This is a genomic window from Sphingomonas sp. CCH9-E2 (assembly GCF_001557215.1).
Lineage (GTDB): Bacteria > Pseudomonadota > Alphaproteobacteria > Sphingomonadales > Sphingomonadaceae > Sphingomonas.
The window spans coordinates 1-15,519 of the sequence record NZ_LSJM01000250.1; the positions used below are offsets into that span (position 1 = coordinate 1).

The window sequence follows — 15,519 nt, forward strand, 5'->3', positions numbered from 1 at the left end:
CATCAACGAAAATGACAGCGTCGCCACCGCCGAAATCCGCTTCGGCGACAATGACCGCCTTGCCGCACGCGTCGCGCAAGCCGCCGATGCCAATGGCGTCGTGCTGCTCAGCGATATCGACGGCCTGTACGACCGCAACCCCGCCCTCCCCGGCGCGCAGCATATCGCGCAGGTCACCCAGATCGACGCGCGGATCGAGGGGATGGCCGATCGCGGCTCCGCGTCCGGCATGGGATCGGGCGGAATGGTGTCGAAGATCGAGGCAGCGCGGATCGCGGCCAGCGCCGGGGTCAGCCTCGCCATCGCCAGCGGTCGGATCGACCGCCCGCTCTCCGCCGACGCCCGCCACACCATCTTCCTCCCCGAGAAACGCACGCGCGCCCGCAAAGCGTGGCTGGCGGGTCGCCTCACCGCCAAGGGCAGCATCACGATCGACGCCGGCGCCGCAGCGGCGCTGACCGAAGGGCGCAGCCTGCTCGCGATCGGTGCCACGGGCGTGCGCGGGATGTTCTTCCGCGGCGACCTCGTGACCATCGAAGGCCCGAATGGCCCGATCGCACGCGGTCTCGCCGAATATGATGCGGGGGAAGCGCAGGCGATCCTCGGCACCCGTAGCGAGGACCAAAGCGAAATCCTCGGCTACTCCCCCCGCGCGGCGTTGGTGCATCGCAACCATATGGTGTTGCTGTGACTCTGACCCTCGCCCTCACCGGCGCGACCGGCTTCGTCGGCAAGGCGACCGTCGACCATGCCCTCGCCAGCGGCCATCGCGTCCGCGCGCTCACCCGCCGCGACCAGCCGCCACGCGACGGCGTCACCTGGATCCCCGGCAGCCTGGACGACGAAACCGCGCTCGCCCGCCTCGCCGAGGGGGCAGACGCGGTCCTCCACATTGCCGGCGTCGTCAACGCACCCACTCCCGCCGGCTTCATCACCGGCAATGTCGACGGCACGCACCGCATGGTCGCTGCAGCAGCGGGACTAGGCGTGCGCCGCTTCGTCCATGTCTCGTCACTATCCGCGCGCGAACCGGACCTGTCGCTCTATGGCAACTCCAAGGCGCTGGCCGAAGACGAAGTGCGCAAGTCCGGCCTCGACTGGACGATGGTCCGCCCGCCGGGAGTCTATGGCCCCGGCGACCTGGAGATGCGCGACGTCTTCCGCATGGCGAAGCTCGGTTTTGTCGTGCTGCCTCCGGCAGGCCGCGTGTCGCTGGTGCATGTCCGCGACCTCGCGCGGCTGCTGGTCGCGATGGCGGAGACCGATACGGGCCGCCACATTTATGAATGCGACGACGGGGTCGATGGCGGCTACAGCCATGCCGAGTTCGCCCGGTTGGTCGGCGGCGCAGTCGGCAAGCGGCCGATCCCGCTCCACGTCCCGCGCGCGCTGCTCCACTTTGTCGGCCACGCCGATCGCTTCCTGCGCGAGGCGAATGCCAAGCTCACGCCCGATCGCGCGGCCTATTTGAGCCACCCCGACTGGACCGCGACCCCGCACCACCGCCCGCCGGCGAACCTGTGGACCCCGCAGATCGCGACGCTCGACGGGCTGGTCGAAACGGCGGACTGGTACCGGTCGAACGGATTGCTTTAGGAACCGCAACCGCCCTTGAAATGTTGGATTTTCACTGCTTGGGTCGACCCATGGTTCCGGCCCTCCCCCACCCGCCATCGCGTCACGCCGACCGCCTGACACCGCGCATGACAACACCGCAAAATTGTCAGTTTCTCCTCCAAAGGGTGTCAGGCACCGCCCCGCTCCTCCCGCAATTCCGCCGCAATCGCTTGGCAGTGCCAGCCCACACCAGTAAGGACCGCGCATGAGCGACCGTAACGACATCTTTGAAACCGTCTCCGCCCAGATCGAACCCTTCAACAAGAAGGGCGTCGCGCTGACCGAAACCACGACCTTTGCCGGCGATCTCGAATGGGACAGCCTGACGGTGATGGATTTCGTTGCGGCGATCGAGGACGAGTTCGACATCATCATCACCATGAACATGCAGGCGGAGATCGAAACCGTCGGCCAGCTGGTCGATGCGGTCCAGAAGCTGAAGGGCTGAACTACGTGACCGAAGCCATTGCCACTTCCGACGCTCCGGCTCCGCTGACGGGCGACAAGCCCGATCTGATGAGCAAGTTCGACGCCATCATCGCGGAGCGCAAGGCGCTGCTCGATGCCGGCTTCACCGATCCCTATGCGGTGGTGATGGAGCAGGTGAAATCGCCGACAGAGGCGGTGATCAAGGGCAAGGACACGATCCTGCTCGGCACCTATAACTATATGGGCATGACCTTTGACCCCGACGTGATCGCGGCGGGCAAGGAAGCGCTCGACAAGTTCGGTAGCGGCACCAATGGCAGCCGCATGCTCAACGGCACCTTCCGCGACCATATGGAGGTCGAACAGGCGCTGCGCGACTTTTACGGCACCACCGGCGCGATCGTGTTCTCGACCGGATACATGGCCAATCTCGGCATGATCTCGACGCTGGCCGGCAAGGGCGATTACATCATCCTCGATGCCGACAGCCACGCCTCGATCTATGACGGGTGCAAACAGGGCGTCGCCGAAATCGTCCGCTTCCGCCACAACAGCGTCGAGGATCTCGACAAGCGGCTCGGCCGCCTCCCCGCCGAAGCCGGCAAGCTGGTGGTGATCGAGGGCGTCTATTCGATGCTCGGCGACATCGCCCCGCTCAAGGAAATGGTCGCCGTCGCCAAGAAGCATGGTGCGATGGTCCTGTCCGACGAGGCGCATTCGATGGGCTTTTACGGCCCCAACGGACGCGGCGTGTATGAGGCTTTGGGGTGTGAGGGCGATGTCGACTTCATCGTCGGCACCTTCTCCAAGTCGGTCGGTACCGTCGGCGGCTTCTGCGTGTCCAACCACCCGAAGTTCGAGGCGATCCGGCTCGCCTGTCGCCCGTACATCTTCACCGCCAGCCTGCCGCCCAGCGTCGTCGCCACCGCCGCGACCTCGATCCGCAAGCTGAGGACCGCGACCAAGAAGCGCGAACAGCTGTGGGACAATGCCCGCACGCTGCATGCCGGGCTCAAGGAAATGGGCTTCAAGCTTGGCACCGAACAGGCCGACAGCGCGATCATCGCGGTGATCCTGACCGATCAGGTACAGGGCGCGGCGATGTGGCAGACGCTGTTGGAAAACGGTCTCTACGTAAACCTGGCGCGTCCCCCCGCGACCCCGGCCGGCACCTTCCTGCTGCGCTGTTCGCTGTGCGCCGAGCATACGCCCGAGCAGATCCAGCGCATCCTGGGCATGTTCAAGGCAGCGGGCCAGGCGGTCGGCGTCATCGCCTGACCGCTGGCGCCGGTTGCTGCCCGGGCCTAGACAGTCAGCCATGCGCGAGACCAGCTATTCCCGCCTGATCCGCCGCTGGTCCGCGCTGGACTGGCGCGTGGGGTTGATGGCGGTGGTGGCGCTGCTCGGCTGCGCCGTCCTCGCGCTGCTGGTGGTAAACCAGCGCGATGCCGACGCCCAGCACCAGGCCGCGCTCGCCCGCCAGTCGGAGAGCTACGAAGTCATGGTCCTCGCGCAAAGCTTTGCCGCCAGTATGGCGCGGGCCGAAGCGACGCTGGGCCGCTACGTCGTCGCCGGCGAACGCGCGGTGGGGCGCGATTTCGTCGCCGAATGGCAGCGCGCCGGCGGCCAGCTCGGCCTGCTGGAACGGCGGGTGCGCGGCAATGCGGCGCAGGTCGACCGTGCCACCCGGCTGCGCAGTGCCTATGATGCCCGCGGCCTCGAACTGGCCGAAGTCGCCCGCAATACCGACCGCGGCCGCAACGCGGCGGCCTACGCCTTTTACAACGAGGCCCGCCGCTCGCCGCATCTCGCCACACTGTCGCGCGAAACCGGCGCGATCTTCGATGCCGAACGGCTGTTGCTCAACGCCCGCGCGGGCGAAGCGCGGCTGACCGCAGCGGGCGCGGCGGAGGAAACGCGCAATCTCGTCCTGTTCGGCGCCCTGCTTGCCGCCGGCGCGATCGCACTGGGCTGGCTCAATGTCCGGGCGATCCGCGAGCGTGCCGCCGCCGCGGCCGAGGCCGAGGCGCAGCGCGCGCGGTCGGAGGAGCTTCAGGCCGCCGTCGCCGCCGCAACCGCCGGGCTCCAGGCCGAAGCACGCGAACGCGCCGCCGCCGAGGAGAAGCTGCGCCAGGTTCAGAAGATGGAGGCGGTGGGCCAGCTGACCGGTGGGATCGCGCATGATTTCAACAATATGCTCGCGGTCGTTCTGGGCGGCATCGAACTCGCGAGGCGCAACCTGCCCGATGGTGCGGACGCCGCGCAGCGCCATATCGACAATGCGGCCGAAGGCGCGAACCGGGCCGCCGCGCTGACCCGCCAGCTGCTCGGCTTCGCCCGATCCGAAGCACTCGCGCCCGAAGCGATCGAACCGACCGAGCTGATTGCGGGCATGTCGGTTCTGCTCGACCGCACGCTCGGCGACGGGATCCGCGTCGAAACGCACAGCGAAGGCACGCAATGGAAGGTTTGGGCCGACCGGGTGCAGCTCGAAAATGCGCTGCTCAATCTGGCGGTTAACGCGCGCGATGCGATGGATGGGCGCGGTACGATCACAATCTCGTCGGGCCATGTCGCGCTCGACGGCGACGATGCCGGGGAGTGCGCGCCGGGCGATTATGTGCGCATCGCGGTGAGCGACACCGGCAGCGGCATGCCGCCCGAGGTGATCGAGCGGGCGTTCGAACCGTTCTTCACGACCAAGCCAGTCGGCAAGGGCACCGGCCTCGGCCTCAGTCAGATTTTCGGATTTGTCCGCCAGTCGGGGGGCGAGGTACGGATCGACTCGACCGTGGGTCAGGGCACGACGGTCACCATGTTCCTCCCCTGCCACGCCGCGACCGCGACCGCCGCCCCGACCGTCGAACGCGTCGGCCCGCGCGCAGGGCCGCACGGCGCGCTCGACATTCTGGTGGTGGAGGATGATCCGCGCGTCCTCACCGCCACGCTGGCCGCGCTCGAGGAACTGGGTCACCGCCCCGTCGCGTGCAGCGACCCGCTGACCGCGCCGCGCATCGTCGCAGGGATGCGCGCGCTCGACCTGGTGATCAGCGATGTGCTGATGCCGGGCCAGACCGGACCGGAAATGGTCGCGGCGCTCGCGCCGCAGCTGCGCTCGGTCGCCATCCTCTATGTCACCGGCTATGCCGGCGAGGGGGAAGAGGACCGGTTTGCGGGCCGTCCCGTGCTGCGCAAACCCTTTACCCTGGCCGGTCTGGAACAGGCGCTGGCGGATGCGATCGCGTTCCAGACACATGCCGACGCGGCGACAGGCTAGATTTACCCGCAACCTTCGATATAGCGGACACATTCCCGTCGGCGCGGCCGGCATGTGATCAGTTTGAAGGCGCGAACCAATTCGATGACCGCACTCGACCGGTACATGGCGCGCCTGATCGCGGTCCCGCTGATCTCGACGCTGCTGATCTCGGCGATGCTGCTGGTGCTCGACCGGATGCTGCGCCTGTTCGACTTCGTAGCGAGCGAAGGCGGCCCGGTCAGCGTGGTGTGGCAGATGCTCGCCAATCTGCTCCCCGAATATCTTGGCCTTGGCATTCCGATCGGGCTGATGCTCGGCATCCTGCTCGCCTTCCGCCGCCTCGCAACCACGTCCGAACTCGACGTGCTGCGCGCGGTGGGGATGAGCTATGGCCGGATGCTGCGCGTTCCGTTCATGTATGCCATCGCGCTCGCCGCGCTGAACCTCGCGATCGTCGGCTATATCCAGCCGCTTGCCCGCTACAATTACGAAGGGCTGCGGTTCGAGCTGCGTACCGGTGCGCTCGGCGCGTCGATCAAGGTTGGAGAGTTCACCAACCTCGGCGACCGCATGACGTTGCGGATCGAGGAAAGCAAGAATGAGGGCCGCGACCTGTCCGGCATCTTCATCAGCGCACGCGCGCCGGGTGGCGACATCGTGTCGGCGACCGCGGAAAAAGGCCAGTTCCTGCGCACCGACGATCCCGACGTCATCATCTTTCGCCTGACCAAGGGCACGCTGATCCACCAGTCGCCCAAGTTCGACGTGCCGCGCGTGCTCACCTTCGACGCGCACGACCTGCCGATCGACCTGCCGAAGTTCGAGCAGTTCCGTCAGCGTGGCGAGAACAAGCTGGAGCTGACCCTGCCCCAGCTCGCGCAGATCGGGAGCGATCCCAAGGCAAGCGAGCAGGAACGCGATTCCAGCCGCTCGACCTTCCACTTCCGCGTGGTGGAGGTGGCGACGATGCTGCTGCTGCCCTTCCTCGCCTTGGCGCTGGGCGTCCCGCCCAAGCGATCGACCTCCGCGCTCGGCGTGTTCCTGTCGATCGTGATGATCGTCACCTATCACAAGATCAACGAATACGCCCAATCGATCGGCAGCCTCGGGCGGATCGACCCGCTGATCGCGTTATGGGGGCCGTTTCTGATCTTCGCCGCCCTGGTGTTCTGGATGTATTACACGATCGCCTTCGTGCCCGGCGGCCAGCCGATCGGCGCGCTCGAGAAATTCTTTGCGAAGGCGTGGAAGTCGGTGGCGAAATATCTGCCCGGCCGGCGCAAGCGGAAGGCGGCGGCATGATCCACGCGCTCACCGATTTCTTCCCGTCGAAGACCGTGTCGCTCTACATGGCACGGTCGTTCCTCATCAACACCTTCGCCTTCCTGATTGGGCTGGTGCTGATCCTGCAGACGCTGGATCTGCTCAGTGAGTCCGGTCGCATCCTCGCCTATCCCGGCAATGGCGATGCGCAGGTGTGGAAATATGTCAGCCTGCGCGTGCCGCAGATCATCGCGACCTTCCTGCCCTTTTCGGTGCTGCTGGGCACGATCATCACCTTCACGACGATGAACCAGAATAGCGAGATCATCGCGCTCAAGGCATCGGGCCTGTCGGCGCATCAGGTCCTCGCACCGCTGATGATTGCGGGCTTGGGCGTCGCGATCATCTCCTTCAGCTTCAACGACCGCATCGTCTCGCGCGCCAGCACCACGCTCGCCGCGTGGAAAAAGGTCGATTACGGCCCGCTCCCGATCGACCGCGGCGACCGATCGAATGTGTGGGTGCGCGATGGTAGCCACCTGATCCATGCCCAGCAGATCAAGGGTCGTGGCGATGCCGCTATTCTGGGCGGCGTGACCGTCTACGAGCGCGACGGCGCGGCGCTGAAGTCGCTGGTGCGTGCCAAGACCGGGCGCCGCGAAGGCACGGGCTGGCGGGTCGAGGGTGCGGAGCGGTTCGACGTCGCAACCGGCAAGCTGACCCCGCTGGGCAGTACCGTGGTCGCGCAGGGCGTCCGCCCGGATCAGTTCACTTTGTCCAGTGTCGACGCCGAGAGCATGTCGTTCGGCGCGCTGTCGGAAGCGATCGACGATCTGCGCGCCGCCGGCCGTCCGACCAAGGCGCTCGAAGGCGCGCTCTGGCACAAATTGTCGGGTCCGCTGTCCGCCGTGCTGATGCCGCTGCTCGCCGCCGTCGCCGCCTTCGGCATCGCCCGCTCGGGCAAGCTGTTCGTCCGCGCGGTGCTGGGAATGGGCCTCGGCTTCCTCTACTTCGTCGCCGACAATTTCGCGCTGGCGATGGGCAATCTCGGTGCCTACCCGCCCTTCCTCGCCGCCTGGGCGCCCTTCCTGCTGTTCGCGATGATCGGCGAAGCGGTGCTGCTCAAGAGCGAGGAATAACAGGACTTCCCACTCCAACGTCGCCCCGGGCTTGACCCGGGGCCGGGCTGCCTGCGCCGGTCGAGCAAGAGAAGCCCGGGCCCGGCTCAAGCCCCCCGACAGACGAAAAGGGGCGGCAAGGCATTCGCCCGCCGCCCCAATCTTATCTTGGACCTGCAGCGGCTGTCAGCCCGCCCGCACCTTCATCGTGCTCGCCGCCAGCCGCGCCAACAGGCCGCGCAGCGTGGGGTAGTTGGCACCCTGATAGGTCGAGTCCGCCCCCAGCGCTTCCGACAGCCGCCGATGCGCCTCGCTCAGCGAATGATAGGGCAAGCTCGGCAGCAGATGGTGCAGCGCGTGGAAGCGCAGACCCACCGGCGCCCACAGATAGGGCAGGAACCCGCCCGGCACGTTGACGCTGTCGAGATACTGCGCGGTCACCGTCAGCGGCTCGCCCTCATTCTCCCACAGATGCGCGACCAGCGTCCGCACCTGATTGAGCACCGCCACGCCCGAGATCACGAGCATATAGGTCAGGAACGCCTTGAGCGGCAGCACCCCGGTTGCGACCGTGGCAATCAGCGCCACTGCAACCACGCTCGCCCCGATTTCCTGCCAGCGCCACTGTTTCGCGAACTCGCCCTCGGGCGACTTGCGCTCGAACTTGGGGTTGATCTGCAGCCCCGAATAGCGCCCGACGACGACCCGACGCAGCGTCTTCGACAGCAGCGACAATGGCCCCAGCACGCCGAAGCGCAGCAACAGGCCGACCGGCATCAGCGTCGAGACCAGCAGGAACACCGGCAGCGTCCATGGCTTCATCAGCGCCAGCGGCAGATATTCGGGGTCCTCCACCGTGCCATAGCGCGTGCGCGTATGGTGGATGGTGTGAATCCCCTCATACATGAAGCTGGGCAGCATCATCGGAATGCCGAGCAGCAGGTTCCAGCCGACGCGGAAACCCGGCAGCAGCGAATGCTTGAGGTGGGTGATTTCGTGGATGAACAGGCTGGCGCGATAGAGCGCGAGCACCGCGAGCACCCCGCTCGCCAGCGCCCAGCCCAGCGACGGAGCGAGGATAGCCCCCGCCAGCGCGGCATAGCCAAGCGCCGCCGATCCCAGAAAATCGCTCCAGTAAATGCGCGGATCCGGCGTCTGCAGGTCGCGCGTCAGTTCGGCCGCGGCGCGCAGCATCGCCTTGTCATCGGCCATGCCCGACAGGCGGATCTTCGCCGGCGCGGTGGGCGCGTCAGCCACGCGGTCCTGCACGGCCGCATCAAGGGCGAGGGTGTTCATAGGATACTGCATTGCCAATAGATCGTGGCCATTGCGTGGCATTTCAACAGTCTCCCCGTGGCACGCGCGCATCCGGTTGACTTGTCGCCTGCTTGGCGTGACTGCTTTGACCAAGATCAACGATAAGGTGCCATCTCGTGGCCAACGCCCCCCTCGCCATCCGCCCCGTCGCCAGCAAGGCGGACACGCGCGACTTCATCGAACTCGCCTATCGCCTCAATCGCGGCGACCCCAATTGGGTGCCGCCGCTGCGCAGCGAGGTCGCGGGCGCGATCAATCCCAAGAAGAATGGCTGGTTCAGCCATGCCGAGGCGCAGCTGTTCCTCGCCGAACGCGATGGCCGCCCGGTCGGGCGTATCGCCGCTCATATCGACCGGCTGGCGCTGGAAATGCCCGCAGAACAGGGCTTCGGCCCCGGCACCGGCTTTTTCGGGCTGTTCGAGGCGGAGGACGCGACGGTCGCGCGCGCTCTGATCAACACGGCGCAGGACTGGCTGCGCAAGAAGGGTATGACCCGCGTGATCGGCCCGGTATCGTTGTCGATCTGGGAAGAGCCCGGCCTGTTGATCAAGGGTCATGACCACGCCCCGACGGTGATGATGGGCCATCACAAGCCGGCCTATCGCAACTATATCGAGGATGCGGGCTTCGTCCCGGTCAAGCAGCTGCAAACCTATGAGCTGGATATCACCAAGGACTTCCCGCCTTTGGTGCAGCGCATCGTCGCGATGGGCGAAAAGAGCGACCGCATCCGCATCCGCACCGTCGACAAATCGCGCTTCGCCGAAGAGGCTGCACTGATCCTCAGCATCCTCAACGACGCCTGGTCGGATAATTGGGGCTTCGTCCCGCTGACCCAGCCGGAAATCGACGATGTCGGCAAGAAGCTGAAGCCGATCGTATTCGAAAAGCTAATCCGCATCGCCGAACTGGATGGCGAACCGGTCGCGTTCATGATCACCCTGCCCGATCTCAACGAAGCAATCGCACCGCTCAACGGCAATTTGTTCCCGCTGGGCTGGGCCAAGCTCCTGTGGTGGCTGCACCGCGGCAAGGCGCGGACGATGCGCGTACCGCTGATGGGCGTGGTCAAACGGCTGCAGGGATCGCGCATGGCGAGCCAGCTCGCCTTCATGATGATCGAATATATCCGCCGCGCTGCCGTCACCGACTTCGGGGCATCGCGGGGCGAGATTGGCTGGGTGCTCGACGACAATCAGGGGATGAACGCCATCGCCGAGACGATCGAGAGCAAGGTCAACCGGGTCTATCAAATCTACGCCAAGGAACTTGGCTGAAGCGCGTTGGCGTTTGGTTCAACGCAGCTGAAACGGCTGCGGGAATTGCGGCCCGCGGCGATAGGGGGCGCCGCGGGCCGCGCCCTCGTTACCGTTGCGGGGCGAGGGGATCGAAATTGTCGTCCGCAATCCATTGCGCGCGGGTCTTGCAGGTCTTCTTCGGCAGGCGCGAGCCGAGCGGCGTCTCGCTGACGCAGTAGCGCGTCTCGGCCTTGGGTGCGGATGCTTCGCTCGACTGGGGGGCCGACGGCGCGGTGTCCCGCGCGAACGCCGGGGCGGCGGTGGCGACGATCAGGGCGGCTGCGGCGGCAGTGATGAACTTGCGCATGATGGTTCTCCTCGGGAATGCTTGGGGGCTTTGCGGGCCGGCTGGCTGCTCTGCTCTACCCGCAGCTGTGTTAGTGCATTAGTCATGCCAAACACTAGGACCAAGGAATATCAATCACTTAGCTCGTCACGATCGTGACCAACGGGAAACTCTTCACCGATTATCGGGAATTTTCACCAAATTTCTGCGACGCAGCTCAGCTGCGCAGTTTCGCCCAGGTCGGCGCGTGATCGCTGGCCTTTTCGCGGCCACGATATTCCTTGTCGACGCCCGCATCGACAAAGCGATCCGCCGCAATCGGGCTGAGCAGCAGATGATCGATGCGGAACCCCGCATCACGCTGCCACGCCCCGGCCTGATAGTCCCAGAAGGTCCACACCCGCCCCGCCGGGAAGCGGGTACGCAGCGCGTCGGTCCAGCCCTGCGCCAGCAGCGCGCGATAGCCCTGTCGCGACTCAGGCTGCATCAGTGCGTCGTCGGCCATCGCCTTGACCGAATAGACGTCGTCGTCATTCGGGATAACATTGTAATCGCCCGCCAGCACCACCGGCCGCTCTTCGGCGAGCAGATCGCGCGCGTGCGCCGACAGCCGGTCGATCCAGCGCAGCTTGTAGTCGAACTTCGGCCCCGGCACCGGATTGCCATTGGGCAGGTAGATCGACGCGATCACCACGCCGTTGACCTCGGCCTCGATATAGCGGCTATGCTCGTCCTCCGGCTCGCCCGCCAGCCCGCGCTTGCGCTCGACCGGATCAATGCCCTTGGCGAGGATGGCGACGCCGTTGAAGCCCTTTTGCCCGTGCCACACCGCGCCATAGCCGGCGGCGCGGATATCGGCTTCGGGAAAGCCCTCGTCCGCCGACTTGAGCTCCTGCAGGCACACCACATCGGGCTGCTGCTCGGTGAGATATTCGATCAGGCGCGGCAAGCGCGCCTTGATCCCGTTCACATTGTAGCTGACGATCTTCAAGGCGCGGTCAGACGGCGAAGCTGGTGCCGCAGCCGCAGCCCGACGCGGCATTGGGATTGGTCACGCGAAACGCCGCGCCGCCAAGCGATTCGACGAAATCGACGCTGGAGCCGCGCACCAGGTCCAGGCTGATCGAATCGACCAGCAATGTGACGCCGTCGGTCTGCGCGATCGCATCGTCATCGGCGGGCGCATCGGCCAGCTCGAACTTGTACTGAAAGCCCGAACACCCGCCGCCCTCGACCGACAGGCGAAGCGTCGCGGGCTTGCCCTGCCTCGCTGCAATCGCCGCGACGCGCGCGGCGGCGGACGGGGTCAGGCTGATCTCTTCGGAAAGCGCAGTTGCCATAGAGCGCAGATAGGCGCGCGCAGCGATGGCCGCAAGCCAAACGGAGCCGCCCAAACGGAAAGGGGCCGCCCGGTTATCCCGGTGCGGCCCCCATCCCTCTCCTGTTATCTCGTTTGGATCAGTTGCCGCCGACGGCGGTGAGCTGCAGCCGCGCGGCGCTCTGTTCGACCTGCTCGATCACGCTGGTGTTCTGCATGAACGGCACCGGGTTCAGCGCCTTGCCGTCGACTCGCACTTCATAATGAAGATGGCTGCCGGTCGAACGGCCGGTCGACCCCATCAGGCCGATCAGCTGGCCGCGCCGCACGCGGGTGTTCGGGGCGACCAGGATCTTGGACAGATGGCCATAGCGGGTCTCGATACCCTTGCCATGGTTGATGGTCACCAGATTGCCATAGCCGCCGAACCGGCCGGTGCGGGCGGTGACGCCATCGGCCGTGGCATAGATCGGCGTGCCGACCGGTCCCGGAATATCGATGCCCGCGTGCATGGCGGCACCGCCATGGAAGGGGTCGGAGCGGACACCGAAGGTGCTGGTCAGGCGCATATTCTCGACCGGCTGGAGCGACGGGATCGCGATCACCGACTGTTCGAGCACGTCCAGCTTCTGCCAGGTCTGGAACAGCGAACGGAACTGCGCGTCGGCGCTGGCTTCACCACCTGCTGCAACCGCGCCTTCGGGCACAGCCTCATAGGGACCGCCCATGCCGCCGGCGACGAATCGCTCGGGCTGGATGCCCATCTTCCGCAGCTGCTGCTGGGTCAGGTGCAAGCGGATCTGCGCGGTGCGATGCGCCTTGACCGCAAGCTGTGCCTGGCGCGCCTCGACCTGACGGAGCGGCGCCAGCACCTCACGCGCCATCGCGCTATCGGCCTCAACCGATACGGCCTCGATCGGCAGGCCGACTTCGGCGGGCGAACCCTTGCCGGTCAGGACGCCGGCGATGATCTTCTGGCGCTGCTCGACGCGCGCGGCATGAACCTTGGCGGCTTCCTTGATCGCGGCGACATCGGCTTCGAGCCGGTTCATCTCGGCGCGCATCTTTTCCATCCGCGCTTCCGGCGTCGCGGCGGTGCCTGCAACGCCGGTCGCCATGATCGCGCCGAATGCGGCCTGCGACACGCCATAAGCGGAAAAGGTCACCGTGATCGCGGCGACACCGGCGAGGATCGCCTGGGTCCGGCCTGCAACGCTGAACCGCTTCAGATCGCGGCCGTCGTGAAAGATGAAGTCACGGGTCGTGAAAAGATCGCGGAACCGCGTTACCAAATTCGCGTTGAGTGTAGTGCTGACCATGAGTCCCCGGCAACCACAGACACGCGCCAATTCAGTGGCACACGCCTTCGTTAAGCAATCACGTCAGGAAGCAGCCCCTCCGCATCCGACGGATTGGGTTAGAGACTGATCGGCCCGCATCCGGCAAGGCTTTCGTAATAGTCGCGCGTTAGACCGGCTGACTCGCGCGCCGAGTCGTTGAACGGAGGCTTAACCGTTCCACGAAAATAACGATCCAGCAGTGCGCGCCATTCCGCCCGCGAATCGATTCGGCGTTCGGCGCACAGCGATTCGAACCAGCGCGTGCCAGTGCCGACATGCACGATTTCGTCCCGGAAGATCCGCCCCAGGATCGCGGCGGTCGCATGATCGCCGACCGCCTCGAACCGCGCGATCGTAGTCGGCGTCACGTCCAGCCCGCGCGCCTCCAGCACCATCGGGACGACCGCCAGTCGCGCCGCCGCGTCATCGGCAGTCGCAACCGCAGCCTCCCACAACCCGGCATGCGCGGGCATCGCGCCATAATGGCTGCCAAGCTGCTTCAGCCGCCGGTCGAGCAACGCGAAGTGCATCGCTTCATCCGCACCGACCTTCATCCACTCATCGGTAAAGGCGCGCGGAAACTGGCCGCCGAACCGTCCGATCAGGTCGAACGCCAGGTCGATCGCGACGAATTCGATATGCGCCAGTGCGTGGATCAGCGCTACGCGCCCGCGCTCCGATCCGCCCTTGCCGCGCTTGGGCATGCGGTTGGGCGGCAACAGTTCGGGCATCGCCGGCCGTGCCGGTTCGTCCGGCATCGCCACATCGAAGCTGAAGTCGAGCCGCCCCAAACGCCAGTCGCGCGCGGCCTTGCGCGCTGCAGCCACCTTCTCCAGCGGATCGGCGGCGACGAGAACCGCCCGCGCCGCCCCGGCCACCGTCCGGGTCACGCCCCCTGAAGCTCCTTCGCGGCTTCTAGCACCTCGATCACATGGCCGGGCACGCGCACCTTGCGCCACGCCCGCACCAGCACGCCATCGGCATCGAACAGGAAGGTCGAGCGGTCGATGCCCATGTACTTCTTCCCGTACATCGACTTTTCGACCCACGATCCAAACGCTTCCAGCGCCTTGCCATCGGGATCGGTCGCCAGCGGGACGGTCAGATCATATTTGGTCACGAACTTCTGGTGCTTGATCGTGTTATCGCGCGAGACGCCGAGCAGCCGCACGCCCAGCGCATCGAACTGCGCCTTGAACGCGCTGAAATCCTGCGCCTCGCGGGTGCAGCCGGCGGTGTCGTCCTTGGGGTAGAAATAGAGCACCAGCGGCTCCCCAATCATCCCGTCCAGCCGAAAACCATTGCCGTCGAGGTCGATCAGCTCGACCGCCGGAATCCTGTCGCCTTCCTCAATCCGCATCGTCAGCTCCCCTGCGCCTGCGCCGCCATGGCCCAGGCCTTGGCGACCTCCTGCCGATGCCGGTCGAGCAGCGCAACCACCTCCTGCCATTCCGCCGCACCCATCGCATGCGCCACCATTGCCCGCGTCGCTTCGCCGGGAGGCTGCGCATCCGGTGCCACCAGCCGCATCGTCACCAGCAGACGCGTCAGGAAATCATGCGCCGCCCCGATCGCGGGCGACAGCAGCCCCCGCTCCGCAAGCGCAGCGATCGCATCATTCAGTCCCGGCGCGAACCCGGTCCGGTGGATCAGTTGCAGCGTGTGGACCGCGAACTCCAGATCGACCAGTCCGCCCGGCAACAGCTTCGCGTCGATCGGCCCGGCGGGTGGCTTGTGCGCAGCCATGTCGGCGCGCATCTTCACTGCCTCAGCCGCGATGTCGCGCTGCGGTCGGTCGCCGGCCAGCACCTGCGCGATCACCGCCGCGACCGCATCCCGCCCGGTGGCCGATCCGAACACCGTCCGCGCGCGGGTCAGCGCCATATGCTCCCAGGTCCACGCCTCTTCGCGCTGATAGCGAGCAAAGCCGTCGAGCGAGACCACCAGCGGCCCCTGCGCGCCCGACGGTCGCAGCCGCGTGTCCACCTCGTACAGCGCTCCCGCCGCCGTCGCCACCGACAGCGCCGCGATCACGCGCTGCGCCAGCCGGTTGTAATAGGTCACCGCGCCCAGTGGCTTGTCTCCATCGGACTCGGCCAGATGATCGCCGGTGAACAGGAAGATCAGGTCGAGGTCGCTGGCATGGGTCAGCGCGCCGCCGCCGAACCGCCCGAGCGCCAGGATCACCAACTCGCTATCGGGCACGCGTCCATGCCGCACCGCGAATTCGTCAACCGTCGCCTGCGCCAGCACCGCCAGCGCTGCCTCCGCCAC

General features: G+C 66.3%; 15 protein-coding genes and 1 pseudogene. 8 read left to right on the forward strand and 8 right to left on the reverse strand.

The window, feature by feature from the left end:
• From proB to lptG, 7 genes are all read left to right on the forward strand, one after another.
• Window positions 1-691: glutamate 5-kinase (gene proB / locus AX681_RS11670; RefSeq protein WP_156456083.1), on the forward strand; the 691-nt coding region annotated here is incomplete at its 5' end.
• 2 nt (window positions 692-693) lie between these two features.
• Window positions 694-1,596, forward strand: a complete 903-nt coding sequence (locus AX681_RS11675; protein WP_066682297.1) for an NAD-dependent epimerase/dehydratase family protein — start codon at window positions 694-696, stop codon at window positions 1,594-1,596.
• Window positions 1,597-1,822: 226 nt separating this feature from the next.
• Window positions 1,823-2,065, forward strand: a complete 243-nt coding sequence (locus AX681_RS11680; protein WP_066658054.1) for an acyl carrier protein — start codon at window positions 1,823-1,825, stop codon at window positions 2,063-2,065.
• 68 nt (window positions 2,066-2,133) lie between these two features.
• The gene (gene spt / locus AX681_RS11685) at window positions 2,134-3,324 is read left to right on the forward strand and encodes a serine palmitoyltransferase (RefSeq protein WP_082737876.1); all 1,191 of its coding nucleotides are present in this window, start codon (window positions 2,134-2,136) and stop codon (window positions 3,322-3,324) included.
• A gap of 40 nt (window positions 3,325-3,364) precedes the next feature.
• Window positions 3,365-5,323 carry an ATP-binding protein gene (locus tag AX681_RS11690; protein WP_066658064.1) on the forward strand — a complete coding sequence of 653 codons (1,959 nt, stop codon included), beginning with the start codon at window positions 3,365-3,367 and terminating at the stop codon, window positions 5,321-5,323.
• An 84-nt stretch (window positions 5,324-5,407) separates the two neighbouring features.
• The gene (gene lptF / locus AX681_RS11695; RefSeq protein ID WP_197421833.1) at window positions 5,408-6,607 is read left to right on the forward strand and encodes an LPS export ABC transporter permease LptF; all 1,200 of its coding nucleotides are present in this window, start codon (window positions 5,408-5,410) and stop codon (window positions 6,605-6,607) included.
• Window positions 6,604-7,707, forward strand: a complete 1,104-nt coding sequence (gene lptG / locus AX681_RS11700; RefSeq protein ID WP_066658065.1) for an LPS export ABC transporter permease LptG — start codon at window positions 6,604-6,606, stop codon at window positions 7,705-7,707. Before lptF ends, lptG begins: the two co-directional genes overlap by 4 nt.
• 165 nt (window positions 7,708-7,872) lie before the next feature.
• Here the strand turns inward: lptG and AX681_RS11705 are convergent, their stop codons facing one another.
• Window positions 7,873-8,982: a fatty acid desaturase family protein gene (locus tag AX681_RS11705; RefSeq protein ID WP_082737873.1), complete on the reverse strand. Its 1,110-nt coding sequence runs from the start codon at window positions 8,980-8,982 to the stop codon at window positions 7,873-7,875.
• A gap of 137 nt (window positions 8,983-9,119) precedes the next feature.
• Here AX681_RS11705 and AX681_RS11710 point away from each other — a divergent pair, with 137 nt between their 5' ends.
• On the forward strand, window positions 9,120-10,280 hold the full coding sequence (locus AX681_RS11710) for a hypothetical protein (protein ID WP_066658066.1): 1,161 nt from the start codon (window positions 9,120-9,122) through the stop codon (window positions 10,278-10,280).
• An 88-nt stretch (window positions 10,281-10,368) separates the two neighbouring features.
• Here the strand turns inward: AX681_RS11710 and AX681_RS11715 are convergent, their stop codons facing one another.
• The 7 genes and pseudogenes from AX681_RS11715 to AX681_RS11745 form a co-directional block, all read right to left on the reverse strand.
• Window positions 10,369-10,608: a hypothetical protein gene (locus tag AX681_RS11715; protein ID WP_066658067.1), complete on the reverse strand. Its 240-nt coding sequence runs from the start codon at window positions 10,606-10,608 to the stop codon at window positions 10,369-10,371.
• Between the two features lie 196 nt (window positions 10,609-10,804).
• Window positions 10,805-11,578 (reverse strand): exodeoxyribonuclease III, encoded by a 774-nt coding sequence (xth, locus tag AX681_RS11720; protein ID WP_066658069.1) that lies wholly within the window; start codon window positions 11,576-11,578, stop codon window positions 10,805-10,807.
• 7 nt (window positions 11,579-11,585) lie between these two features.
• Window positions 11,586-11,927, reverse strand: a complete 342-nt coding sequence (gene erpA / locus AX681_RS11725; RefSeq protein WP_066658075.1) for an iron-sulfur cluster insertion protein ErpA — start codon at window positions 11,925-11,927, stop codon at window positions 11,586-11,588.
• 118 nt (window positions 11,928-12,045) lie between these two features.
• Window positions 12,046-13,224, reverse strand: coding sequence for a M23 family metallopeptidase (locus AX681_RS11730; protein ID WP_082737874.1), 1,179 nt, complete (start codon window positions 13,222-13,224; stop codon window positions 12,046-12,048).
• Window positions 13,225-13,322: 98 nt separating this feature from the next.
• On the reverse strand, window positions 13,323-14,135 hold the full coding sequence (locus tag AX681_RS11735; RefSeq protein WP_066658070.1) for a ferritin-like domain-containing protein: 813 nt from the start codon (window positions 14,133-14,135) through the stop codon (window positions 13,323-13,325).
• Window positions 14,132-14,605, reverse strand: a complete 474-nt coding sequence (locus AX681_RS11740; protein WP_066658071.1) for a peroxiredoxin — start codon at window positions 14,603-14,605, stop codon at window positions 14,132-14,134. Before AX681_RS11740 ends, AX681_RS11735 begins: the two co-directional genes overlap by 4 nt.
• A gap of 2 nt (window positions 14,606-14,607) precedes the next feature.
• A pseudogene (locus tag AX681_RS11745) lies at window positions 14,608-15,519 on the reverse strand (glutamine-synthetase adenylyltransferase); the annotation flags it as partial.

Coding starts and splice junctions, on each gene's coding strand:
- AX681_RS11740 (WP_066658071.1), bottom strand. CDS start 14,605: ATGCGGATTGAGGAAGGCGACAGGATTCCGGCGGTCGAGCTGATCGAC.
- AX681_RS11730 (WP_082737874.1), bottom strand. CDS start 13,224: ATGGTCAGCACTACACTCAACGCGAATTTGGTAACGCGGTTCCGCGAT.
- erpA (WP_066658075.1), bottom strand. CDS start 11,927: ATGGCAACTGCGCTTTCCGAAGAGATCAGCCTGACCCCGTCCGCCGCC.
- AX681_RS11705 (WP_082737873.1), bottom strand. CDS start 8,982: ATGAACACCCTCGCCCTTGATGCGGCCGTGCAGGACCGCGTGGCTGAC.
- AX681_RS11690 (WP_066658064.1), top strand. CDS start 3,365: ATGCGCGAGACCAGCTATTCCCGCCTGATCCGCCGCTGGTCCGCGCTG.
- lptG (WP_066658065.1), top strand. CDS start 6,604: ATGATCCACGCGCTCACCGATTTCTTCCCGTCGAAGACCGTGTCGCTC.
- lptF (WP_197421833.1), top strand. CDS start 5,408: ATGACCGCACTCGACCGGTACATGGCGCGCCTGATCGCGGTCCCGCTG.
- AX681_RS11715 (WP_066658067.1), bottom strand. CDS start 10,608: ATGCGCAAGTTCATCACTGCCGCCGCAGCCGCCCTGATCGTCGCCACC.
- AX681_RS11680 (WP_066658054.1), top strand. CDS start 1,823: ATGAGCGACCGTAACGACATCTTTGAAACCGTCTCCGCCCAGATCGAA.
- spt (WP_082737876.1), top strand. CDS start 2,134: ATGAGCAAGTTCGACGCCATCATCGCGGAGCGCAAGGCGCTGCTCGAT.